This window comes from Variovorax ureilyticus (genome assembly GCF_050632185.1).
Taxonomy (GTDB): Bacteria; Pseudomonadota; Gammaproteobacteria; order Burkholderiales; family Burkholderiaceae_C; genus Variovorax; species Variovorax ureilyticus_A.
The window spans coordinates 1971425-1992395 of the sequence record NZ_CP192579.1; the positions used below are offsets into that span (position 1 = coordinate 1971425).

Sequence of the window (20971 nt, forward strand, 5' to 3'; positions counted from 1 at the left end):
TTTGACGGTAAAAGTCTCCTCTGGAAAGCTGATTTCATGCGGCTTTCCGGGCATCAGCAGGTCTCCTGACCCCTGACGGTAAAAGCCCGTCACCAACAGGAGGAAAACCTCGATGCTTACCGACACCGCACTGCGCAATTTCAAGCCTAAGTCGTTGACTTATAAGGCTTCTGACCGGGACGGGATGTACGTGACGGTATCACCCACCGGTACCGTCACCTTCCGCTACGATTACCGTCTCAACGGGCGCCGTGAGACCCTGACCATTGGCCGCTACGGGCCGGCGGGCATATCGCTGGCGATGGCCCGCGAAAAGCTGATCGACGCCAAGAAGGCCGTCGCCCAGGGCAAGTCCCCCGCGCTGGAGAAGCAGCGCGAGAAGCGCCGCCTGACCGCCGCCAAGACCTTTGGCGACGTGACCGAGAAGTGGCTGGCCGGAGCACGGATGGCCGACAGCACCAAGGCGATGCGCAAGAGCATCGTCGATCGGGACATCCTGCCGGCCTTCCAGAATCGGCAGCTCAACGAAATCACCGCCGATGACCTGCGCGCCCTCTGCAACAAAGTGAAGGCGCGCGGGGCGCCCGCCACGGCGGTACACGTCCGGGACATCGTGAAGCAGGTCTATGCCTTCGCCATCCTGCACGGCGAGAAGGTGGACAACCCAGCCGAGGATGTGGGCGCCGCATCGATCGCGACCTTCGTGCCGAAGGATCGCGCCTTGTCGCCGCTGGAGATCCGGCTGATGGCGCGGCAGATGGAGTCGGTGGCGACCTATCCGACCATCCGGCTGGCGCTGCGCATGATCCTGTTGACGCTGGTGCGCAAGAGCGAGCTGATTCAAGCCACCTGGGATGAGGTCGATTTCGAGAATGCGACCTGGACGATCCCGAAGCAGCGCATGAAGGGGCGCAACCCGCACGTGGTCTATCTGTCGCGCCAGGCGCTGGACATCTTCGTGGCGCTGCACACCTGCGCGGCAGGCTCCAAGTTCGTGCTGCCATCGCGCTACGACGCCGAGCGCTGCATGTCGAACGCGACCTTGAACCGGGTCACGCAGATCGTTGCAGAGCGAGCGAAGGCGGCGGGCTTGCCGTTGGAGCCCTTCACCGTCCACGATCTGCGCCGTACCGGCTCGACGCTGTTGAACGAAATCGGCTTCAACCGTGACTGGATCGAGAAGTGCCTGGCGCACGAGGACGGGCGTTCCTCGCGCTCGATCTACAACAAGGCCGAGTACGCCGAGCAGCGGCGCCACATGCTGCAGGAGTGGGCCAACATGGTCGATGCCTGGATCGACGGGCAGACCTACGTGCCGAAGCTGATGCCGGACAACGTGGTCGTGCCGGTGTTGAGCGCAATGGCCTGAAGCAGGACCAAGGTTGTCACTTGACAACCTTGGTAAGTATTCTCATACTGGAGACTGTTGATGGCCCGGTCCTCTCATCCGAAGAAAGAAGTCGAGGAAGCACTCAGGCACGCCGAAGGGCAGGGCTGGCGTGTGGAAGTCGGTGGCAGCCACGCCTGGGGGCGGATTTATTGTCCGTACAACGATGCGGAGTGTCGCTGCGGCGAGTTCTGTATCACCAGCGTGTGGAGTACGCCGAAGAACCCTGGCAACCATGCGCGTGCCTTGCGGCGAGTCGTGGACAACTGCACGACGCACCGCAAGCAGCAGGAGGCAGCCGACGATGCCGAGGAGTAGCACGATGGAATACACCTTCACCCTGAAATACCAACTCACCGACGATGACCGTGACCCGGATGCACTGGTCGAGCGTCTGGGCGAGGCCGGGTGCGACGATGCCCTGGTCGGCATCGGGCAGCCGGGGCGGCTCGCGCTGGAGTTCACCCGAGAGGCGGACAGTGCGGACGCGGCTGTGCGCAGCGCGTTGGCCGACGTGCGGAGCGCGGTGCCAGCGGCCAGTGCTGATCGAAGTCGCACCGGATCTGGTTGGGCTGACCGACGTGGCCGACATCGTGGGCGTGTCGCGGCAGAACATGCGCAAGCTGATGCTGGCCCATCCGGGCAGCTTCCCAGCGCCGGTGCATGAGGGCAGCGCGTCGATCTGGCACTTGGCGGATGTGCTGGCCTGGCTGCAGGCAAAGGGTAGCTACTCGCTGGCCATGGACGTTCTGGAGGTGGCGTGCGTTGCCTTGCAGGTCAACGTGGTCAAGGAGGGGCGGCGGTTATCGCGCTCAGCTTCCGACGAGCTGGAAGCTCTCGTTGAATGAGGCCGTCGCCAGCCTCATTCCCGACCGGAACCCGCCCGAACAGGGCGGGTTTTTCGCAGGTGGACATCCGGCTTGGCGGCGCTGATGCGAGGGGCTTGCTTGCGCTCCTCGATCCAGGCCTCCACCTCGGCCAGGTCCCACACCACGCAGCGCGGCGTCAGATTGAAACGCCGAGGGAACTCGCCGCGACGCTCCATTTCGTAGATCGTCGTTTCGGCCAAGGGGACGATCTGACGCAACTCATGACGGCGGATGGTGCGCCGAAATGGAAGTGGACTGCGCTTGGGGAACTGTGGCAGCGCCTCGTAGGCCTCCGTCCCAGGCAAAGGGAGAGACTGGCCGGGGACGGCCTCGAGCACATTGGATAGGTGCGATAGGGTTTTCACCTCGAACTCCATGAATACGCTGCATGGCGATATGGTGAATTTCAGTACCTATCGGCACAACCTGTTGTGGCGTAGGAGGGCATAGGAGGTCTACGGCTTCGTGCGCACTCGGTTAAGCGTCATGTCCCAACCAGCGCGCTTCGCCTCGCCCAAAGCGATGGATTTTGACTCTCGGCCCGTCCGGCAGCAGTTCGACCTCAAGCTGGCCAGGAGCCCCTACCACGCCGGCGGTAAACCCGGTTACGATCCATCAAAACATGCGAAACCATGGAGGTGACAGGTGGCAGACAAAAGGAACGTATTCATCAGCCATGTCCATAAGGACGATCATGGGCTCCAGAAGCTCAAGGATTTGTTGGCGCCGAAGGGGGTGGAAGTCCGGGATTCCTCCATCCACACAGGAAAGTTCAACAATGCCACTGATGAGCACTACATCAAGACGCAGATCCTTGCGCCTGCCATCAATTGGGCTGGGGTGTTCATTTGCTATGTCTCACCCCAAACCAAGAACAGCGATTGGGTGAACTGGGAAATCGAATACGCGGCCAAACAGGGCAAGCGCATTGTTGGTGTTTGGGAGCATGGCGAAAAGGAATGCGACCTGCCGGATGCGCTGAAAGAACATGCGGACGCACTGGTTGGGTGGAACGGTGATTCAATCATCGACGCGATCAACGGAAAGGATTCGTGGGAAAAGCCTGACGGCGGTGCCTGCGACCCGGTTCCACTCAAGCGGCATCCCTGCTGATGGCACGTATTCACTCCTATGTCGTGCGGTACGACAGTGGTTTTGCGCCCAACCCCTTTTACAGCTACTGCACGCTCGCGACTTGCAAACCCAGCATCCGAAGAAGCGCCAACATTGGTGATTGGGTGGTTGGCAGCGGAAGCAATGATCAAAGTGTTCGACGCGGTGGGCACCTGGTCTATGCGATGCGGGTCACCGAGGCAATGACATTTGACGAGTACGGCCGAGACCCGCGTTTTGAATCCAAGAAGCCGTACCGCAATGGCAGTCGGAAGCAAAGTTGCGGGGACAACATTTATTTCAGAGTTGCGGCTGGGGCTGCTTGGCAACAGCGCGATTCGTTCCACTCCCGCCCTGATGGCTCTCTGAACCCTGATCACGTTGCTCGTGATACGGGCGTCAACAGGGTTTTGATCAGCAACGATTTCGTATATTTTGGGGGGAGGGGCCTGAGTTTCCCAATGAGTTGCATGATCAGCAGGGACGTCCTCTATGTAAAACTGGAATAGGTCTCACCACCTTTGACGATGCGCAATTGGTCGCGAATCTTGAGCATTGGATACGCAGCTTGGCCGTGAGCGGCTACCAAGGCGCCCCCTTTGAATGGCTGACGCTTCGCAGGTGACCGATGAAAAAGGAAGGCTCCCTCTTGCTTTCGGATTACGCTGCAGAAATTGCAGCCACGGACGTGCTCAATCCGAGCGACTTCAATCCGGTTCTCCAAGGACTGTACGGAGAAGTTGGCGGAATAATGGCCACGGTTAAAAAACATGTTCGTGACAAATCGGCATACCCTGGCTTTAAGAAAGCTGCGGAAGAAGAATTTGGCGACACCCTTTGGTACCTGGCTGCAATCTGCAGGCGCTTGAATGTTCCTCTCGATGAGATCTTCGGGGAAGCGGCCAATCACGGAAATTTCAAGAATGTTGGTGCTGCAAGTGATATCGCCGAAGGTGCAATGGCCTATATCGCAGTGCCTATTGCTGCGCCTGCATCGTTAGACACTACTCTTGTACGTTTGGGGCAGTCAGCCGCAGCGCTATTGGGAAGTACCCCTGCGCGCACTGAATTGGTCGCGTTCGCACGGGCTTACTTGGATGCAATCCATGCGGCCGAGCTAGCATTTTCGGAAGTGGCTCGCTCCAACCTTCGTAAAGCTCGCGGTGCGTTCTTGGAGCCACAAGCAGATGATCTGCTTGACCTTGATTTCGATAGTAAATTTGGAATCGAGGAACAGTTGCCCAGAGAATTCAGAATCCGCGTCAACCAACGAGGTAGTGGCAAAAGCTATCTCCAATGGAATGGAGTGTTCATTGGAGACCCTTTGACTGACAACATTGCCGACCGCGATGGCTACCGGTTCCATGACGTTTTCCATTTTGCTAACGCGGCGATCCTTCACTGGTCGCCCGTGATGCGGGCATTGATCAGGCACAAGCGGAAGAGCAATCCGAAATTCGATGAAGAGCAGGACAGTGGCCGAGCCATCGTCGTTGAGGAAGGAGTTGCTGCCTGGATTTTTTCAAGAGCCAAAGAACTGAATTTCTTCGAGAATCAGGAGAAAGTCTCACTCGGAATTCTCAAAACCATCGGCGAGTTTGTGAGCGGTTATGAAGTAGAGAAATGCCCGCTGAAGCTCTGGGAAAAAGCTATCCTGGAAGGGTATGCTGTTTTCCGACAGCTCAAGGCAAATCAAGGCGGCTGGATCATTGGAAACCGAGAACAACGCACCATCAAATACATGTCACTTGAGTCCGAAAAATGAAGATCCATCCATTCGTTGAGGCAGTTGCTTCGCTGCAATTCGAAGACTGCTTCAATCCGTATTCGGATCGATGTGAAGTCCATGATCGGCGCGATGCGCCACGGCGCCGCGCTGCAGCACTCTCCGCCATGCTGCGTCGTGCAACCGAGGAGTCTGTAGATGCCATCTGGATCGGAAGGGATCTCGGATATCGCGGAGGGCGCCGTACTGGTTTAGCCCTGACTGATGACGTGCACATGGGCCAGCACGCTAAGCGCTGGAATCTCGATCTGGTCGCAGAGCGGCCCACGATAGGAAGCGCTGTAGCCGAGCGAACTGCGGCGGTCATATGGGGCATGCTGGAACACATTGATGCTCGCATCTTCCTTTGGAACGTCTTTCCCCTTCATCCGCATGAATCCGGAGATCCGTTTACTAACCGCCAGCACAACGCGCAAGAAAGGCGAGCAGGCGAAGAACTGCTCCAGCAACTCATTGTCCTGCTGAAGCCTTCTCGCATCGTCGCCATCGGCAACGATGCCGCCGCTGCAGCTCATCGCATCACAGATGCTGTGCCGGTGATTTGCGTGAGGCACCCCAGCTACGGTGGACAGACACAATTCCAATCGCAAATCTCGGAACTCTATGGGTACCCCATGAGTACCGGATCGTTGTTTGACGAAGTGCTCTGACTTCTAGCGCGCGGCGATCGCTGCTTCGATCCAGTTCGACAAGTTGTCGCTGATAGAGGTGTAGACCGCGCTACTGCTGGTCCCTGGCGGATCGTAGACGCGGGCGACGGTGGATAGTTTTCTACCGTCATTCAAGGTAAATGAATCGAATGGATTTTCCCCCGCCACCGATGGTTGCTGGTTGTGGTCCAGCAGTTTGTGGATACGTATCCCCAAGAGCCCCTTTCCGCTGTTCCATGATTGCTCGATCTCATATCGAATCCAGGGGCGATTTGCCGTTTCCGTGCCAATCAAAACAATGGTGCAAGTCCGCCCTTGCAATTGGTCGTCGATCCAGCGCTTGATCGCGGCGTCTCCGCCTCGCTTCACCTCTTCCCATTTGTTATCGGTCGCTGACGGGTTGCCCTCTACAACGCCAATATTGCGTATCTTGGAGGCGCGCCAACTGTCGCGCTGATAGTGAAAGCTGTAGAAGACTTTCCGTGGCATGAACAATCCTCGGTTGATGTTCTAGAGGCCAGCGCCGAGAAATGAATTAACTTGGTTTGCCAGCCAAGGGCACCGCCAGGTGCGTATGGAAGAGCTGAGCGAAGTCCACATCAACGAGCGCTTCACCGGTGAAATAGCCATGGTCCTTGGCTAGATTCAACGCCGCTCCGCCCGGCGAGGACACCGGGAGCACCTTGGCTGCAGGATGGAATCGCCTGAAAAGCTCATGCTCGGTTTCTACCCCATCCATTCCACCAATAAACACAGCAGCGCTTAGGTCCGCACGCGAGAGCATCTTTTCACGCATGACAAGCAAGCTCGCCGCCTTGTCATTGGGGACAGCGTCAGTGAAAACTACATTCTGGAAATGCTTGTTCTCTTCAGGGAACACATCTGCAAAGAACGTGCTCTGATACAAGACGACAGACTGCGAGTAATCGACGCCCAAGTCTTCACATATGCTCCAAATCATCGGGGTAATCGCAGGATGCCCACCCCAGACGATCTTGTGCTGGCGAATGACTGCTATGACCAGTTCTCTCACCGCACATTGGATGAGAAATGGATTGGCAGTTTCGTGGTAGGTGCCACGTCCAACAAGTGGCACGCTGGCCGAGAGGAATATTGCGCTCATGGCTACGCCGCCCAGTCAGCGAATTGCCAACCCGCCTCGCTGGCTTTAACCCACCTGGCGGAGTGAATGTGCTGACCCAGCCAGTCCAGATGGCCCAGCCACCTAGGATGCAGGCCTACGTGATCGTAGACAACGGCAACGGATTGTTCCGGTGAATTCGTAGACGCATCGTGCAATGTAGTTGACGTGGGAACTCCGACTGTTGGATAAACAACTACATTCCGCCCATCCGGCAGTTGGACATAAACAGCTCTGTTGGCGCCCACTCCGACAACTTGGCCGCCGATTGTTTGAATAGCGTTGCGCAGATTGCTCACGAGATTGACAGAGCGAACCGCATGGCTCTGGCTGCGAACTTCCTCCAACTGAAGACAGATGCGATCCACCGCGCCGTCTGCGATGCGTCCGGTCGCCGGATCGACTTCTTCGGGTAGCAGTTCCGCCCGACTGGCCGTCGCCGTACGCGCAGAAGGCGTTGTATCCGGCCACCCCACCCGCAAGACGCTGATGCCTTTGGCCAGAGCGCGGCCGAATTCCGCACTCGTCCAACGGCTTTCAAAGTATCCTGGGGTGTCGAGCATCAGCAGGACATCCGAGTCACAAAGCCGATGCCATAGCATGGTCTGAAAATCTTCAGCAGGTGGAATGCCATGTGTATCGAGAAACACATCGAATAGCCGAGCAGACAGCGCATCGAACAACTGCAAGGCAGCTTCCCTAGCCTCGCCCCGCCGATAGCTTACGAACACCCGGCGCTGTCGAGGAAGGAGCCCTGCACATTCCAGCAAAGCAGTTGCGACACGTTGCGCCCCGCCAGCGGTGTATGCCAAGCAGTTGAGCGGTTGCAGCAAGGCGGGGATTTCTGCGCCGACTCGATTGATGTCAGAGGCGACTGGGAGCAGCGGGATGCCTCGCGCCAGGAGCCTTGCCACATTCGCAAGGGGAGGCTCATGACCTCCGAAAAATGCCGCCGCAGACGATCGCTGTTGGTCTGGATTGAATTCATCGGGACAAACCTCCCATCCAATCTCATGCCCCAACCGCAAATTGAACATGCCGACAGCCTTTCCGACAACTTCCTCAAGTTCGGAAATTTGAGCTGCCGTTGGGGTGCCGAGCAGGGCAAGTTGATATAGCGCTGGCATGCCTTTCCTCGCAATTGCGGTGTTCTGACTATCAGACCGGGCGAGACCCAATTCGGGAATCTGTTGGCTCTAAAGATACCCGATTTCAGGGCGTCCCCGAACGGGACGCGCTGTCGTACTTCGCATCGAGCCGCTCTTGGCATCTCGCCCCTACGGGCGTCCATCGCTGACGCCTCCGGCCTGGTCAGGCCTGCGCGCTCCGCTTGCCCAGTCAGTCAGCGTGGGCGGGGAGGGCGGTCTTGCTGTTCCCTTCACCGTATCACGGCGTTCTCGCTGTCAAGGGCTGCGCGTCTTCGGCGCTTGCGGCCGTGGCCGTCTTCGCCCCTGTGACGGCTTGCGCTGCGCCGTGCTGCGGCCGGTTCCAGGCAATTCCGCCTGAGCAACCGGAGCACGATCATGTCGCAACTTTCTCTGTCTCTCGATTCTTCGCTGCTGGTGCGTGACGCGCAGGGTCGCTACCTGCTGGCGTCGGCGGACCAGATTCTGGCGGCGGCACGCCAGGTCATCGACCAGAAGAACCCGCGCGGGACGCTGTTCACTTCGCCGGTGCTGGTCAAGGACTACCTTCGCACCAAGCTGGCCAGTTTCGGGCACGAGGTCTTCGCGGCGCTGTTCCTCGACAGCCAGCATCGGCTGATCGAGTACGTGGAACTGTTCCGCGGCACCATCGACCAGGCATCGGTGTATCCGCGCGAGGTGGTGAAGGAGGCCCTGCGGCTCAACGCGGCAGCGGTGGTCTTTTCGCACAATCATCCGAGCGGGAGTCCAGAGCCGAGCCAGGCCGACAGGGTCCTGACCCAGCGCCTCAAGGAAGCCCTGGCGCTGGTGGACGTGCGCACGCTGGATCATATCGTCGTCGGCGGCGCGGTCACCACGTCCTTCGCCGAATGTGGCCTGCTCTGACGACGGGGGCTTCGGCCCCTTTTTTGCTGCGCCCGGTGGCGCAACTCCGGCCTCGCTGGCCTGCGCGTGCTGCGCACTTGCCGAAGGCAGGTCTGCGCGGGTGGTGGGGTGGGGCAGTCTTGCTGTTCCCTTCATCGTGCCACGGCGTTCTCGCCGTCAAGGGCTGCGCGTGCAAGCACGCTGGCGGCCTCCGGCCGTCTTCGACCCCTGACCGCTTGCGCTGCGCCGTGCCCCGGAGGTGACGGGCAATTCCGCCCGGCAATCTTCAGGAGTTCACCATGAACAACGCACTCATCACCGACGCGCAGCGCGCGATGCTGCTGGCCAACGGCCGCGACTCTTTGGACAACCCGGACTTCGATCCGGGGCCCGTGGTCAAGCTCTTCACGCCGGACGCTGGCGCGACCTGGCTGCTGACCGAGATTGATCCCGACGACCACGATCACGCCTTCGGCTTGTGCGACCTGGGCTTGGGGATGCCGGAAATCGGCTGGGTCAGCCTGGGCGAGTTGGCGACTGTGCGCGGTGGACTGGGCCTGCCGATCGAGCGTGACCTGTCGTTCCGCGCCGAGAAGCGCTTGAGCGCCTATGCGCGCGATGCGCGCCTGGCTGGGCGGGTCGTCGTTTGACCCGGCCCATGGAGCGCCGCAAGGCGCTCCTTGCACTTTCTCAACCGTTACAGGAAATCAATGCCATGAGCAGCCATCACGACTACATCATCGAAATCACGGCGCAGCACGATGCGCTCAAGCCGTTCGCACCGGAGAACGGCCAGCCCTTGCGCTTCAGGATCGGCGACGCGGTGATCTACACGAACGATGCCGGCTTGCGGTTCTGGCGCCGCGTTACCGGGTTCTACCGACCTGTCGAGCCTTCGGGGCTGTACGCGCGCGGCGCGCGCTATCTGCTGAACTCGTCTTCGCCGTGGATGCCGGTTTCGGAATCCAGCCTGCGCCCTGACGACTCGGCCTGAAGCCTTCGCGCCCCTGACGGGGCGCTGCGCGCTTCGCTTGCCTCCAGGGGAAAGCCCTGCGGCCTATCCCCGCCGCGCAATGCTTGGCGCCCCTCAAAGACCGCCGAACCGGCTGCGCCGGATCGGCCATAAACCAATCGCAGTTCCAGCAGCAGAGGCAGTTCCTCGATGCTTTGCGCATGAGGGCCGTCCTGGGCGTGGTGTTCATCGGGCATCGAAGTCAGAGCGTCCCCGGCCAAAAAGACATGGCCGGTCGCGCTGTCGTGCTGCGCATCGAGCCGCCTGCGGCGTCTCGCCCCATTCGGGCTTTCATCGTTCCCTCGCTCAGCTCGGCTAACGCCTCCGGCCCGGCTTCCAGATCCGGGCCTGCGCGCTTCGCTTGCCGTGCGGTCGGCACACAGGGATGGCCGTTGCCTGTCCAGCCATCTTCCCTGACTCCATCACCTTGCTCGCGACTGTAGCCCGCGGCCGTGTGCCGTCAAGGCGCGCTGGGCCGTGTCCTCGGCTACGCCTGCGGGCCGCACCCACCCTGCGCTTGTTTCCTTGACGGCCCCTGTTCGCGCGCTCCTGACCGTCGCGGGCGATGAACTCAGGAAAGACGGTGGCAACGAGGCCAACCGGGTTCCTCGTGCCGACCGCACCGAACAGCCGAAAGGCTGGGCTCCAAATCTTGGAATCCGGTGTGCGGTGTGAACAGCAAACCCTTTTTTGTCAGGAGAAAGACCATGCAACTCGCATCCCGTTTCGCTTCCCGTTCCCCGTCGCTGCGCAGCGATTTCCCGCTGTCCGATGACCAAATCCGCCGCGTGGCCCCGTCCATCTTTGCGGACGCCCCACACGAGAGCCGTTCCGAGCGGTACAGCTACATCCCCACCGCCGCCGTGCTGACCGAGCTGCGCAAAGAAGGCTTTCAGCCCTTCATGGTGACGCAGACCCGTGTGCGCGATGAAGGCAAGCGCGAGCACACGAAACACATGCTACGCCTGCGCCACGCCAGCCAGATCAACGGCGCGGAAGCCAATGAAATCGTGTTGCTCAATTCCCATGATGGGACGAGCAGCTATCAGATGCTGGCCGGGATGTTCCGTTTCGTTTGCAGCAATGGCCTTGTCTGCGGCGACACCGTGGCCGATGTGCGCGTGCCCCACAAAGGCGACGTGGCCGGACACGTCATCGAAGGCGCTTATCAAGTGTTGGGCGGCTTCGAGCAGGTGAAGGCATCGCGCGACCTGATGCGCGGCATCACGCTGGACGATGGCGAATCCGAAGTGTTCGCCCGCGCCGCGCTGTCCCTCAAGTACGACGACCCGGACAAGCCTGCGCCCATCACCGAATCGCAAATCCTGATGCCGCGCCGGTTCGACGACCGTCGCCCCGACCTGTGGAGCGTGTTCAACCGCACGCAGGAAAACTTGACCAAGGGCGGATTGCATGGCCGCGCCGCGAATGGCCGCAGGCAGAGCACGCGCCCGGTGCAGGGCATTGACCAAAACATCCGTCTGAACCGCGCCCTGTGGCTGCTGGCCGATGGCATGCGCGCCCTCAAAGCCTGATCCGTCCCCCGCCGGAGGGGCGGTTTCCCCTCCATTCCTTGTTTCATTCGATTGGAGATACACCATGAACGCCATTACCCAAACCGAAGCCCGCGCCATCAACACCGCCGCCGCTATTCCGCTGGAAGCCGCCGACCCGAGCAAGAACCTGATTCTGGTTCCCCTGTCGCGGCTGGTGCTGCGCCCCACGGGGCGCAACGTGCGCAAGACCCCGCGCATGTCCATCCCCGAACTGACCGCGTCCATTCAGCGCGTGGGCTTGCTGCAAAACCTGATCGTAATCGCCGCCGCCGATGGCGAGCATTACGAAGTCGTGGCAGGTGGCCGTCGCTTCGCAGCCCTCAAGCTACTGGCAAAGAAGCACCGCATCGCCAAAGATTGGGAGGTGCCTTGCCTGCTGGTAGCCGATGGCACCGCCCGTACCGCCAGCCTCACCGAGAACGTGCAGCGCGAAGCCATGCACGCGGCAGACCAGTTCGAGGCGTTCGCCGCGCTGGTGGCCGAAGGTCGGCCCATCGAGGACATTGCGGCGGATTTCAGCGTGACGCCGCTGGTGGTGCAGCGCCGCTTGAAGCTGGCGAACGTCTCGCCGCGCCTGATGGCCGACTATCGCGCCGATGCCGTCACACTCGATCAATTGATGGCCCTTGCCATCACCGACGACCACGCCGCGCAGGAAAGCGCGTTCTACGATGCGCCGACTTGGCAGCGGCACCCGTCCAACTTGCGCGAACGCCTCACCGAGCGCGAGATTGACGCGAACCGGCACCCGCTGGTGCGATTCGTGGGACTGGATACCTACGAAGCCGCAGGCGGTGGCGTGCGCCGTGACCTGTTCGCGGAAGGTGACGCGGGCGTGTATCTGATCGATTCCGCGCTGCTGGACAAGCTGGCACAAGACCGGCTGGCGGGCATTGCCGCCGAGGTGAAGGCCGAGGGCTGGGCCTGGGTGGATGCCACGCCGGGCGTGACCCATGCCGACCTGCACGTCTTCCAGCGCGCACCGAGGGAACGGCGCGAGCCGTCCAAGCGCGAGGCGCAGCGCATCGAGCGGCTGCAGGAGAAGATGCGGGCCATCGGTGAAGCCGTGGATGCGGCGATGGATGCCGACGACGAGGATAAGGCCGACGCCTTGCAGGAGGAAGGCGAAGCCCTGGGCGAGCAGTTGCAGGCGCTGGAAGATAGTTTGCAAGGCTACGGCTCGAACGTGAAGGCTGCAGCCGGTGCCATCGTCACCATCGACCGTAATGGCGAGGCCGTCATTCATCGCGGCCTGATGCGCGAGGCTGAGGCCAAGGCATTGCGCACGCTGGAACGGCTGCGGCAAGGTTCCGGCGGCGAGGATGCCGATAACGATGACGAAGGCGAGGACGGAGACGACGACAGTCAGCCCAAGACCGCAGCCATGTCCGACCGGCTGGCGCAACGGTTGAGCGCCCATCGCACCGCCGCGCTGCAAATCGAAGTGGCCCGGCATCCGCAAGCGGCGCTGGCTGCCGTGGTGCATGGCATGGTGCAGACTGTCTTGCAGGGGAGCCATTACGGCCACAATCTGCCGCTGGGCGTGCGCCTCACGGTGCAAGACCGACTGGAAGGCATGGCCCCGGACTGGCCGCAATCGCTTGCCGCCGTGGCGCTGCGCGAACTGCAACAGGTGGCCGGTGAAGGCTTGCCGGAGGACAGCGCCGAACTGTTCGCCGTGCTGCTGGCGAAGCCGCAAGACGAGCTGGTACGCCTGCTGGCGGTATGCGTTGCCGCAACGGTGGACGTGGTGACGCCCCGCGCCACGACGCACCAACGCGGCGAGGAACTGGCGCAGGCCGTGGGCCTCGATATGGCCGCATGGTGGAAGCCAACCGCAGAAGGCTACTTCAAGCACGTTTCCAAGGCCGTGATTCTGGATGCCGTGGGCGAGTACGCGCCCGAGCAGGTCAACCGGCTGGCGAAGCTCAAGAAGGCCGACATTGCCAGCGAAGCCGAACGGCTGGCGGATGGCACGGGGTGGATGCCCGCCATCTTCAAGGTCGCAGGTCCGCAGCAGGCAACGCAGCAAGGCGCGCAGGAAGAAGGCCCGGAGCAGGACGCCCCGGAGGATGCAGAAGCAATGGCGGATGAACCCGCCGAGGCGCTGGCCGCTTGACCCGCGCCGAAGGGAAGCGCCCCGGCCCCGACCGAGGCGCTTCGCTAGAAGGAGAACCGCCACCCACACCACCACCAGCCGCCCGCGCATGGCGGCGATCTACGCCCCCGGCACGGTACGCGCCCGCCGCTGGCACGGCGAAGGCGACGTGTGCGGCTATCGTCCGCCCTCGGGCTGGACGGCATACGCCGACCTCACCGACATTCACCCCGTCACGGGCTGCGCCTTGGCGCGGGCCGTGTGGTGGATCATCGAGACGAAGGAATAGCCGCGATCAGCACCGCGCCCAGGCCGCTCCGTCCTGGGCGCTCCGTCCTGGGCGCGGTGGGCGCAAAAATCCGGGCGCGGCAGTGGCCGCGCCCGGTGTTCAAGGCCAACAGCCGAACGAGAACGCCGCTGCCTACGCTTATGCGCAGGCGGCGTTGGCGTATCACTTGAGATGCCTCGTTGCGTCCATCACACCTTGATCGGGCCAAACATCCCTGTGTAGATCAGCGTCTCCCAGACCTTTTTGATGCCTTGTCCAGTTTCCTGGCTTACGAACAGCGATGACCGGGCACCGTGAGGCGCACCCAGGAAATACGAGCGCATCGACTCCCAGGTCTCGGCGACTTGCGACCACGTCCAGCAGGGGACTTCCTTCTCCAGAAGCAGGGGGACAGCGACAGACAGCGGAATCATGTGGTCTGGGAAAAGTTCTTCCCAATGACACTTGACCAGAATGGGCGTCGTCTGCGGGTTGTAGAACTGCACATCCAGCTTTTCCGCCGTGATGTAGGCCGCGTGGTGGCGGGGAAGTGCCAGAACGGAATCTAAAACCTCTTGGCCATCACCATACGGGCAGGTGATGAATCCGTTGACGAAGAACCTCGTGTGATCCAGCCCCTTGTAGCCGCAACGATCGCTGGGGACGGTGACGGGATGGCGGCTATCGTGATTGCGCACCAGCGGATGCCACGAAGGGTATCGGTCAACGACTGGCCCCAGCCCGTCAGCTATGTCCTCTAGCGCCCTCCTGCTTCGCGCCCGCTGGGCCTCATCGGCGTCCCGGGGACGGGGGACAAGGTACTTCTCCACTTCCTCGTACCCGGCGCGTGCTGCTTCATCTGCTCGGAAGGTCATGATTCACCTCAGTTGGCTATGTTGTGCATGATGGTCGATATTTTTGCATGAAAATGATGTTTTGTGCGCCAAATATATTTGTTGCGCATATGGCAGAATGATGCTGCGACGCTCCTGGGCGTGTCGGTGCCTTGCACCGCCGGGCTTTGCGGGCTGCGCCCCGTGCCGTCTTTGTCGTCACGGCCATTCGGCTCCAATCCCTCACGCCTTCGCGCCTGCGGCGCTGCGCGCTCTACTTGCCTCCAGGGGAAAGCCCTGCGGGCTATCCCCGCCGCGCACAGCTTGGCGCCCCTCGATGCGGCCGAACCGGCTGCGCTGGATCGGCCCGACCAGCGCCCCGCGGCGAGGGGACGGGGTGCTGGTGAACACGCTGGCGCTTTCTCCGGCAGGTTGTGCGGATGCGTACCGTCCTCGACGCTGGCGGTTCCTGCCCATCACGTCACGAAGGACGGTTCACGGACAACCCGCCCGGCATCGCTATGGAGCTTCCACGCCACGCCTCAAAACCGGCGCCGCAAGGTGCGGCAGGGGCGTTCTCGCTTGTCGTTGGGGGAATGACCTGGCCCGCGTCAATGTGCGAGCCGGAGAAGCATTCGTGCGGGGATGTCGAGCCGGCCCTATCTCCTTTCGGAGCGGTTCGGCCCAAAGCATCCTTGTCTCGTTGTGAATCCTGGCGGTGGCGCGGCTGCGCCTCGGGCTTCATGGCTGCAACCGTCCGGCGAAAACAATTTCCCCTCTGCTGCGCAGATTCCTCGCGGGACAAATTCTTTTCGCCTCCCGGCCCTCCACAGCGTTGCGGCCGCAAGCGGTGCAGCCCGCCCGTCCCCCGCCGGCCGGATCACAACAAGGACGCGATGGGCGCGAACCTTGTTCAACCGAAAGGAGATCCATCATGGCCAACATCGGCACCTTCACCACCGACAAAGACGGCTTCACCGGCACGCTTCGCACCCTGACGCTCAACGTCAAGGTCAAGCTGGTGCCCAACGACAAGGGGGACAACGAGAAGGCCCCGGACTTCCGCCTGCAGGCCGCCGGCCACGACATCGGCGCGGCGTGGAAGAAGACCAGCGAGGCCGGGCGGGAGTACATCTCCGTGACCCTCGACGATCCTTCGTTCCCGGCCACGGTCTATGCCCGCCTGATCGAAGGCGAGGGCGGCACGCACGATCTGATCTGGTCGCGCAGCAAGCCCCAGGCGGCGTGACCGCCGCAGCGTCCCGCCCACGCGGCGGGGCGCTGTGCTGCTGATGCAGTACCTGCCCAGACAGCACCCATGAGCAGCAGGTTCGCCCCGAACTCCTATTGGAGATTACACGCCGTTCCTGGCGGATTTAATATCGAGAAGATTGATCTGGTCAATCTTGTCTTCGTGAATCACGATGGTCAGCTTCGCGGGGTACTTGAATCGCATTTCGCTGATTCTGAACGTCCACAGCATTATCTTCAGGAGATCCTCGTCGGAGATGTTTTTGTGTCCCTTGATCCGCGTTATTCCCGAACCGAAGATCGTGGTAGATACGCTTTGCTGGGCGTAGATGTTGTTTACCTTGTCCCAGAAATTGATGAGAAACTCAAGGTACTCCGGCATTGTCAGCAGCGCCTTGTTGTTCTCGTCGAACTTGGAGAACGCGGTCAGGAGGTAGTCTTTGTATAGGCAGATTGTGCCAATCTGATACCTTTCTTCTTCCCCTGTTTCCTGGCCTCGTTTTCATCCAGGACTTCGCTGTTATCAAAAGCGTATTCCTCGATGTGACGGTCTAGCTCGGAGAGCGGGACGCCGAGATGCTTCTGGATGAAAACGCCGTTGAGGGAAGTCTCCCCAATTATCTTGTTGTCCACCTGCGTATCGAAATATTCATTGAAGGCGATTGCCTTCAATCCAGGCTGCTGGAAAATATCGCCAGTCTTGATCGCGACATCGCTGCCCTCGACATTGATGTCGATACTGTTTAGGTTGTTCGACCAGAGCCATATCGCCAAGTAGGTGAGTGCCAGTATTGCCAAGAAAGCCAATCCAGCCTTCAGCTTCCACTCGGCAGGGACGTCAACAAAAATAACCACGAATGACAGCGTGCCGCTGACGACAGCGGTGACCTCAAGGAATTTCTTGATGACCCGCTTGTCAAAAAAGTTGACCTTCACCATGACGTGGGCCGTTTGCTCCGACGTGCCAAATGATTATGGGTTGTACCTATAGATATCTGGGGTCTTCTTACTCCCAACCATGAATCCACCATCCTGCAAGGCACTCTTAATGAGCGCCTTGTCCATCGGAACATGAAGCGTAGGAACTTTGCTCATCGAATCCCGGAGCACCGGAAGATTTTCCCACAGGTTCTTGACAGCCTGCTTCAATGATCCACCGATAAGCAGGCTTTCCTTGGTGGAATATTCAGGGTAGACGACGATGACGGGTAGCCCCTGGTCGTTGATCCCGTAGTCGATTTCTTCTCGGAGGGCACGGGAGTTGGTCGTGATCGAACTCAATATGAGGATGATGTTCTTCGAGTTCCGAAGGCGTTCCCTAAGTCTCGGTTTCAGGGTGTATTCCCAATCGCTGCCATCACGGACACTGTATGTTTTATCGTGCGAATCGACGAAGGGGAACGTCGCATCAGCGCCTTTCCACATCCGCAGGACATTATAATACTGAAAATCTTTTGTCGCATTGGCGCCCAGCGAGCTGGGATTGAATGGCTCTGCAACATAAAAGGCGGTGTAGTTTCCATTTCTATATGCCATTGCGCTTCTCAATCTCCATCTGAATTCAATACCGCCTCAAGTTCACGGCGCACCTGCGCCAACAACTCCTCGGCCTTGCTCGTGCTGTCCCCGGCATAGGCCAGCGTCAGCAGCGTGAGCGGATGCACTTCCATGACCTTGCACAGCTCGGCCAGCTTGTTCAAGGTCGGGCTTTTAAGGTCGCGCTCAAGGGTGCTCATGTAGGTGCGGCTCGACACGTCCGAAAACGCTTCTTGGCTCAAGCCCCGCGCTTTTCTGACCGTCTTCAACGCCTTCGCCAATGAGTACCGAGCCGCCACCTATGGTTTCCCTTCGAAAACCAAGATGACAGCTTATTGCGCTCTATAGAGCTACAATCTATAGTGTTCATCTTATGTTATTTTCCGGTTTCGTGACTTTACGGAAATCCGCATCGGCGGGTTCCAGCAAAGCCACGCAAGCGCATCCGTGCTTGAGCACGAAGGCGCAAATCCGGTTTCGCGGTTCTGCGCTTCGGCGTGAAACCGCATCCGTGCATCATTGGACTTGTGGGATTTCCGACCATGCCCCAGCCACTTGCCACCGACTCGGAGCGTGCGCAACTGCTCGCCAACGGCAAGGCCCGCGCCGCTGGCGAAACCATCGACCCGGTGCCTGTGGTTCGACTGTTCACGCCGGACGCGCATATAACCTGGCTATTGGCCGCGCTCGATCCCGCCGATGGCGACACCGCCTGGGGTCTCATCGACCTGGGGATCGGGATGCCGGCGCAAGGCACCGTCAAGCTGTCCGAGCTGGCCTGTATCGTCGGGCCGCGCAAGCAGCCGGTGATGCGCGATCTCTATTTCCAGCCCACGCGCACGCTGGCGGAATACACCCGACTGGCCGAGCATGACGGAGCTATCCCGGACTGAATACGGCCGGCGGGACGCCGCCTACTGTGACTTTTTCAGTCTGACGTCATGCCGGGACGGTCTCAATCGGCATTGTTGCGGCATACCCCAGTCAGTCTGATCCAAATAGTCATGATCTCCTGCGCCTGCTGCGCCAGGCTGGCCTGTACGGCGTCCCACGATCGGGGCGCTGCCGCCGCAGCATTGAGACGGAAACCGCAGCGCTTCGGAGCCGATCGGTCTTGCCAACGCCTATCCAACTTTTTCACCCATGACGTTCGGACGATGGCGATGTAGCACGTAGTCCTGACGCGGCGGCGATTCCTGTTCACAGGAGGAGGCGTCATGGTCGATCCTCATCACGTCGCGCATTGGTATCCGACTGCGGCCTACCTGTACGTCTTGTGGCTGGACGCGCTCGCGCTGGCTTGGGAGTACCTGCGCCGTCATCCCGATTACCGCCTTGACTGGCTGCGCCACCATCGCCGACCGGAAAGCACACAGCAAGCGGCGCATCGCTGGGGCCTGCGCCTGCTGGAAAATCCGGCGCTGGACGCGCGTGACGCGCATCCAGCCTGGTTGCCCGGCCATGCCGCTGTGGTGCAGCTCTATCCCGATGCCGATCCGCCACTCGATGCCACGGTTTTCGCGTTCTGGCGCATTCCCGGCCACAAGCAACTGCTCCACGACGGCAAAGGGCTGGCGCTGATCGCTCGCAGCCCAGGCCATTGCTTGCGCTTCGCGCTGGCGCCCGGCCTGGAAGACGGCATGGCCGTCGCCTATGCCCATCGCGGCGGTGCTGTTGCGCCTGCGCGCAGTCATTCGCTGGGCACGGCCCTATTCATCGTCAATTCCCGGCCAACGCCCGCCGCATTGCTGGAGCTGCACACCTTGCAGGCGCTCGACGCAACCCTTGCGGGCGCGTCCTTGCGCGAGGTTGGCGAAGGCTTATTCGGTGCGGATGCTGTGGCCGATTGGTACGCCGACGGAGGCCTGCGCTCCAAGGTGCGCCGCCTGGTGCGGCGCGGCGATGCGTTGATGCGCAACGGCTATCGCTGCCTAGCACAGCTTCCGCCGCTTGAGAAGGGCCGTTTCGAAGGCAACGCAAAACGACCCTGAGCAGAAGGGCCGCGTCTTCTGAGACTGCCTCCATCCGGTTGCGCTGTGTGGCCGGGCGTTTTCAACCGATGGAGGTTCACACCATGCGTCCCGCTCCCTTGCGGCCCTCTGCAACAGTTTCGGCCACTGCCTCGACCGCTGCCCCGCAGCCCCAACGCTATCTCACCAACGACGAAGCCGCCGAGTACCTGCGCCTATCGCCGCGCACGCTGGAAAAGCAGCGCGTGATCGGCGGCGGCCCGCGCTTTCGCAAGTTCGGCCGGCGCGTCATGTACGCCGTGGCCGACCTCGACACCTGGGCCGCCGACCGCAGTTTCGAGACGACCTCCGATCCCGAATACGCCGAGCACCACTCGGCCGACAGCCGTGCGCGCTGATCGACGGCGCGCGGCAGGCCATCGCCATGTCCAGCACCGCGCTGCCCATGCGGCAGCGGCCGACGCAAGAGCGCGAACAGCTCGACCTGTTCCGCGCCTTGCCCGGCGACATGGCGCCGCGCGACAGCCAAGACCTGATGGCCTATCCGTTCTTCTCGCTCGGCAAATCCAAGCGGGTCAAGCCCATCGACTTCCGCGCGGGCAACGTCACGATCCGCGTGGAAGGCACGCAGGAGCACGGCATCGCCACAATCTGGGATGCGGACGTGCTGATCTGGGCTGCCTCGCAGATCGTGGAGGCGAAGGACGCGGGCCTGCGGCCGTCGCGGCTGATGCGCGCCACGCCCTACGAGATCCTGCGCTTCATCGGGCGCGGCAAGTCGCTGCGCGACTACCAGCGCCTCAAGGCCGCGCTCGACCGGCTGCAATCGACCACGGTGGCCACGTCGATCCGCGAGACGACCGGGCGGCGCCTGCATCGTTTCTCGTGGATCAACGAATGGAAGGAGCTGGCCGATGCCAGCGGCACGCCGCTGGGCATCGAACTGATTCTGCCGGACTGGTTCTATGCGGGCGTGCTCGACGCCGCGCTGGTGTTGACCATCGACCCGGCGTATTTCCGGCTCTCGGGCGGCATCGAGCGATGGCTGTACCGCCTGGTGCGCAAGCACGGCGGCAAACAGGCTTACGGCTGGCAGTTCGACTTTCGCTACCTGCACCAGAAATCGGGCAGTACCGCGAAGCCCTACGACTTCGCCTGCGACCTGCGCGCGCTCGTCGCGCGGCAGTCGCTGCCCGGCTACGTCCTGGGCATCGAGCGGATGCCGGACAACGGCATGGAGCTGCTGACGTTCCGGCCCGTGCCGCCGACGGCACTGGGATAACTCCGGGAAAGCCTGTGGATGGTGTCGTGCTATCAGGCGTGCGGGGTATCGTGCTATCAGGCGTGGGACTATCGTGCTATCAGGCGTGCCGATCGGTCGCAAGCCCGCGCCAGTACTGGGTTTCCTCGCCCTCTAACTTCCCTAACTTCATTTCTCTAACTTTTAGTAGGAAAACGCCGCTGCGGTGGATAACCGCCACGCGGCAACAAA

Annotated in this window: 24 protein-coding genes and 2 pseudogenes; 18 read left to right on the plus strand and 8 right to left on the minus strand. The window is 61.2% G+C overall.

The window, feature by feature from the left end; translation table 11 throughout:
* Window positions 1-112: 112 nt before the first annotated feature.
* The 3 genes and pseudogenes from ACQ858_RS09745 (at window position 113) to ACQ858_RS09755 (ending at window position 2235) form a co-directional block, all read left to right on the plus strand.
* Window positions 113-1369: a tyrosine-type recombinase/integrase gene (locus tag ACQ858_RS09745; protein WP_431276483.1), complete on the plus strand. Its 1257-nt coding sequence runs from the start codon at window positions 113-115 to the stop codon at window positions 1367-1369.
* A gap of 60 nt (window positions 1370-1429) precedes the next feature.
* Window positions 1430-1705: a hypothetical protein gene (locus tag ACQ858_RS09750; RefSeq protein ID WP_083881241.1), complete on the plus strand. Its 276-nt coding sequence runs from the start codon at window positions 1430-1432 to the stop codon at window positions 1703-1705.
* A gap of 4 nt (window positions 1706-1709) precedes the next feature.
* Window positions 1710-2235 (plus strand): annotated as a pseudogene (locus ACQ858_RS09755) (helix-turn-helix transcriptional regulator).
* A 14-nt stretch (window positions 2236-2249) separates the two neighbouring features.
* On the opposite strand, the gene ACQ858_RS09760 reads toward ACQ858_RS09755, so the two are convergent.
* Window positions 2250-2633, minus strand: a complete 384-nt coding sequence (locus ACQ858_RS09760; RefSeq protein ID WP_028838256.1) for a helix-turn-helix transcriptional regulator — start codon at window positions 2631-2633, stop codon at window positions 2250-2252.
* Window positions 2634-2901: 268 nt separating this feature from the next.
* Between ACQ858_RS09760 and ACQ858_RS09765 the strand changes: the two genes are divergently transcribed.
* From ACQ858_RS09765 to ACQ858_RS09780, 4 genes are all read left to right on the plus strand, one after another.
* A complete protein-coding gene (locus ACQ858_RS09765; RefSeq protein WP_028838255.1) occupies window positions 2902-3369 on the plus strand; it encodes a TIR domain-containing protein in 468 nt (155 codons plus the stop codon).
* Entirely contained in the window at window positions 3369-3878 is a 510-nt protein-coding gene (locus ACQ858_RS09770) for a hypothetical protein (protein WP_431276484.1), read from the plus strand. Before ACQ858_RS09765 ends, ACQ858_RS09770 begins: the two co-directional genes overlap by 1 nt.
* Window positions 3879-3997: 119 nt before the next feature.
* A complete protein-coding gene (locus ACQ858_RS09775) occupies window positions 3998-5134 on the plus strand; it encodes a nucleoside triphosphate pyrophosphohydrolase family protein (RefSeq protein ID WP_028838254.1) in 1137 nt (378 codons plus the stop codon).
* On the plus strand, window positions 5131-5805 hold the full coding sequence (locus ACQ858_RS09780) for a uracil-DNA glycosylase (protein ID WP_083960884.1): 675 nt from the start codon (window positions 5131-5133) through the stop codon (window positions 5803-5805). The genes ACQ858_RS09775 and ACQ858_RS09780 overlap by 4 nt, the downstream gene beginning before the upstream one ends.
* A gap of 3 nt (window positions 5806-5808) precedes the next feature.
* Here ACQ858_RS09780 and ACQ858_RS09785 read toward each other — a convergent pair whose 3' ends face one another.
* From ACQ858_RS09785 to ACQ858_RS09795, 3 genes are read right to left on the minus strand one after another with little or no spacing between them, the layout of a single operon-like run.
* Window positions 5809-6294: a TIR domain-containing protein gene (locus tag ACQ858_RS09785; RefSeq protein WP_083960883.1), complete on the minus strand. Its 486-nt coding sequence runs from the start codon at window positions 6292-6294 to the stop codon at window positions 5809-5811.
* A 46-nt stretch (window positions 6295-6340) separates the two neighbouring features.
* Window positions 6341-6928 carry a hypothetical protein gene (locus ACQ858_RS09790; RefSeq protein WP_028838252.1) on the minus strand — a complete coding sequence of 196 codons (588 nt, stop codon included), beginning with the start codon at window positions 6926-6928 and terminating at the stop codon, window positions 6341-6343.
* 2 nt (window positions 6929-6930) lie between these two features.
* Window positions 6931-8073: a toll/interleukin-1 receptor domain-containing protein gene (locus ACQ858_RS09795; protein WP_083960882.1), complete on the minus strand. Its 1143-nt coding sequence runs from the start codon at window positions 8071-8073 to the stop codon at window positions 6931-6933.
* A 396-nt stretch (window positions 8074-8469) separates the two neighbouring features.
* Between ACQ858_RS09795 and radC the strand changes: the two genes are divergently transcribed.
* The 6 genes from radC (at window position 8470) to ACQ858_RS09825 (ending at window position 13910) form a co-directional block, all read left to right on the plus strand.
* Window positions 8470-8976 (plus strand): RadC family protein, encoded by a 507-nt coding sequence (radC, locus tag ACQ858_RS09800; RefSeq protein ID WP_431276485.1) that lies wholly within the window; start codon window positions 8470-8472, stop codon window positions 8974-8976.
* Window positions 8977-9254: 278 nt separating this feature from the next.
* Window positions 9255-9605, plus strand: a complete 351-nt coding sequence (locus ACQ858_RS09805; RefSeq protein ID WP_431276486.1) for a DUF2958 domain-containing protein — start codon at window positions 9255-9257, stop codon at window positions 9603-9605.
* An 8-nt stretch (window positions 9606-9613) separates the two neighbouring features.
* Complete coding sequence (locus ACQ858_RS09810; RefSeq protein WP_431276487.1) at window positions 9614-9949, plus strand: hypothetical protein; 336 nt, start codon at window positions 9614-9616, stop codon at window positions 9947-9949.
* 725 nt (window positions 9950-10674) lie between these two features.
* Entirely contained in the window at window positions 10675-11502 is an 828-nt protein-coding gene (locus tag ACQ858_RS09815) for a DUF932 domain-containing protein (RefSeq protein ID WP_431276488.1), read from the plus strand.
* A 64-nt stretch (window positions 11503-11566) separates the two neighbouring features.
* The gene (locus ACQ858_RS09820) at window positions 11567-13642 is read left to right on the plus strand and encodes a ParB/RepB/Spo0J family partition protein (RefSeq protein ID WP_028838246.1); all 2076 of its coding nucleotides are present in this window, start codon (window positions 11567-11569) and stop codon (window positions 13640-13642) included.
* 88 nt (window positions 13643-13730) lie between these two features.
* Window positions 13731-13910: a hypothetical protein gene (locus ACQ858_RS09825; RefSeq protein ID WP_004355972.1), complete on the plus strand. Its 180-nt coding sequence runs from the start codon at window positions 13731-13733 to the stop codon at window positions 13908-13910.
* Window positions 13911-14098: 188 nt separating this feature from the next.
* On the opposite strand, the gene ACQ858_RS09830 is transcribed toward ACQ858_RS09825, so the two are convergent.
* Window positions 14099-14764 (minus strand): hypothetical protein, encoded by a 666-nt coding sequence (locus ACQ858_RS09830; RefSeq protein ID WP_004355974.1) that lies wholly within the window; start codon window positions 14762-14764, stop codon window positions 14099-14101.
* 892 nt (window positions 14765-15656) lie between these two features.
* On the opposite strand from ACQ858_RS09830, the gene ACQ858_RS09835 reads away from it, so the two are divergent.
* Entirely contained in the window at window positions 15657-15971 is a 315-nt protein-coding gene (locus tag ACQ858_RS09835) for a DUF736 domain-containing protein (RefSeq protein ID WP_004355976.1), read from the plus strand.
* A 105-nt stretch (window positions 15972-16076) separates the two neighbouring features.
* Here the strand turns inward: ACQ858_RS09835 and ACQ858_RS09840 are convergent.
* From ACQ858_RS09840 to ACQ858_RS09850, 3 genes and pseudogenes are all read right to left on the minus strand, one after another.
* A pseudogene (locus tag ACQ858_RS09840) lies at window positions 16077-16912 on the minus strand (macro domain-containing protein).
* 33 nt (window positions 16913-16945) lie between these two features.
* Window positions 16946-17509, minus strand: a complete 564-nt coding sequence (locus ACQ858_RS09845) for a TIR domain-containing protein (RefSeq protein ID WP_004355979.1) — start codon at window positions 17507-17509, stop codon at window positions 16946-16948.
* A gap of 8 nt (window positions 17510-17517) precedes the next feature.
* Window positions 17518-17808, minus strand: coding sequence for a helix-turn-helix domain-containing protein (locus ACQ858_RS09850; RefSeq protein ID WP_004355982.1), 291 nt, complete (start codon window positions 17806-17808; stop codon window positions 17518-17520).
* Between the two features lie 243 nt (window positions 17809-18051).
* Between ACQ858_RS09850 and ACQ858_RS09855 the strand changes: the two genes are divergently transcribed.
* From ACQ858_RS09855 to ACQ858_RS09870, 4 genes are all read left to right on the plus strand, one after another.
* Complete coding sequence (locus tag ACQ858_RS09855) at window positions 18052-18402, plus strand: DUF2958 domain-containing protein (RefSeq protein WP_004355984.1); 351 nt, start codon at window positions 18052-18054, stop codon at window positions 18400-18402.
* A gap of 324 nt (window positions 18403-18726) precedes the next feature.
* Window positions 18727-19500, plus strand: a complete 774-nt coding sequence (locus tag ACQ858_RS09860) for a DUF2285 domain-containing protein (protein WP_004355986.1) — start codon at window positions 18727-18729, stop codon at window positions 19498-19500.
* A gap of 83 nt (window positions 19501-19583) precedes the next feature.
* A complete protein-coding gene (locus tag ACQ858_RS09865) occupies window positions 19584-19877 on the plus strand; it encodes a helix-turn-helix domain-containing protein (protein WP_028838244.1) in 294 nt (97 codons plus the stop codon).
* A 26-nt stretch (window positions 19878-19903) separates the two neighbouring features.
* Window positions 19904-20761, plus strand: coding sequence for a replication initiator protein A (locus tag ACQ858_RS09870; RefSeq protein ID WP_004355988.1), 858 nt, complete (start codon window positions 19904-19906; stop codon window positions 20759-20761).
* Window positions 20762-20971 lie beyond the last annotated feature (210 nt).

Coding starts and splice junctions, on each gene's coding strand:
- ACQ858_RS09820 (WP_028838246.1), top strand. CDS start 11,567: ATGAACGCCATTACCCAAACCGAAGCCCGCGCCATCAACACCGCCGCC.
- ACQ858_RS09845 (WP_004355979.1), bottom strand. CDS start 17,509: ATGGCATATAGAAATGGAAACTACACCGCCTTTTATGTTGCAGAGCCA.
- ACQ858_RS09810 (WP_431276487.1), top strand. CDS start 9,614: ATGGAGCGCCGCAAGGCGCTCCTTGCACTTTCTCAACCGTTACAGGAA.
- ACQ858_RS09860 (WP_004355986.1), top strand. CDS start 18,727: ATGGTCGATCCTCATCACGTCGCGCATTGGTATCCGACTGCGGCCTAC.
- ACQ858_RS09785 (WP_083960883.1), bottom strand. CDS start 6,294: ATGCCACGGAAAGTCTTCTACAGCTTTCACTATCAGCGCGACAGTTGG.
- ACQ858_RS09760 (WP_028838256.1), bottom strand. CDS start 2,633: ATGGAGTTCGAGGTGAAAACCCTATCGCACCTATCCAATGTGCTCGAG.
- ACQ858_RS09770 (WP_431276484.1), top strand. CDS start 3,369: ATGGCACGTATTCACTCCTATGTCGTGCGGTACGACAGTGGTTTTGCG.
- ACQ858_RS09805 (WP_431276486.1), top strand. CDS start 9,255: ATGAACAACGCACTCATCACCGACGCGCAGCGCGCGATGCTGCTGGCC.
- radC (WP_431276485.1), top strand. CDS start 8,470: ATGTCGCAACTTTCTCTGTCTCTCGATTCTTCGCTGCTGGTGCGTGAC.
- ACQ858_RS09835 (WP_004355976.1), top strand. CDS start 15,657: ATGGCCAACATCGGCACCTTCACCACCGACAAAGACGGCTTCACCGGC.
- ACQ858_RS09750 (WP_083881241.1), top strand. CDS start 1,430: ATGGCCCGGTCCTCTCATCCGAAGAAAGAAGTCGAGGAAGCACTCAGG.
- ACQ858_RS09870 (WP_004355988.1), top strand. CDS start 19,904: ATGTCCAGCACCGCGCTGCCCATGCGGCAGCGGCCGACGCAAGAGCGC.
- ACQ858_RS09830 (WP_004355974.1), bottom strand. CDS start 14,764: ATGACCTTCCGAGCAGATGAAGCAGCACGCGCCGGGTACGAGGAAGTG.
- ACQ858_RS09775 (WP_028838254.1), top strand. CDS start 3,998: ATGAAAAAGGAAGGCTCCCTCTTGCTTTCGGATTACGCTGCAGAAATT.
- ACQ858_RS09790 (WP_028838252.1), bottom strand. CDS start 6,928: ATGAGCGCAATATTCCTCTCGGCCAGCGTGCCACTTGTTGGACGTGGC.
- ACQ858_RS09815 (WP_431276488.1), top strand. CDS start 10,675: ATGCAACTCGCATCCCGTTTCGCTTCCCGTTCCCCGTCGCTGCGCAGC.
- ACQ858_RS09780 (WP_083960884.1), top strand. CDS start 5,131: ATGAAGATCCATCCATTCGTTGAGGCAGTTGCTTCGCTGCAATTCGAA.
- ACQ858_RS09825 (WP_004355972.1), top strand. CDS start 13,731: ATGGCGGCGATCTACGCCCCCGGCACGGTACGCGCCCGCCGCTGGCAC.
- ACQ858_RS09855 (WP_004355984.1), top strand. CDS start 18,052: ATGCCCCAGCCACTTGCCACCGACTCGGAGCGTGCGCAACTGCTCGCC.
- ACQ858_RS09865 (WP_028838244.1), top strand. CDS start 19,584: ATGCGTCCCGCTCCCTTGCGGCCCTCTGCAACAGTTTCGGCCACTGCC.
- ACQ858_RS09745 (WP_431276483.1), top strand. CDS start 113: ATGCTTACCGACACCGCACTGCGCAATTTCAAGCCTAAGTCGTTGACT.
- ACQ858_RS09795 (WP_083960882.1), bottom strand. CDS start 8,073: ATGCCAGCGCTATATCAACTTGCCCTGCTCGGCACCCCAACGGCAGCT.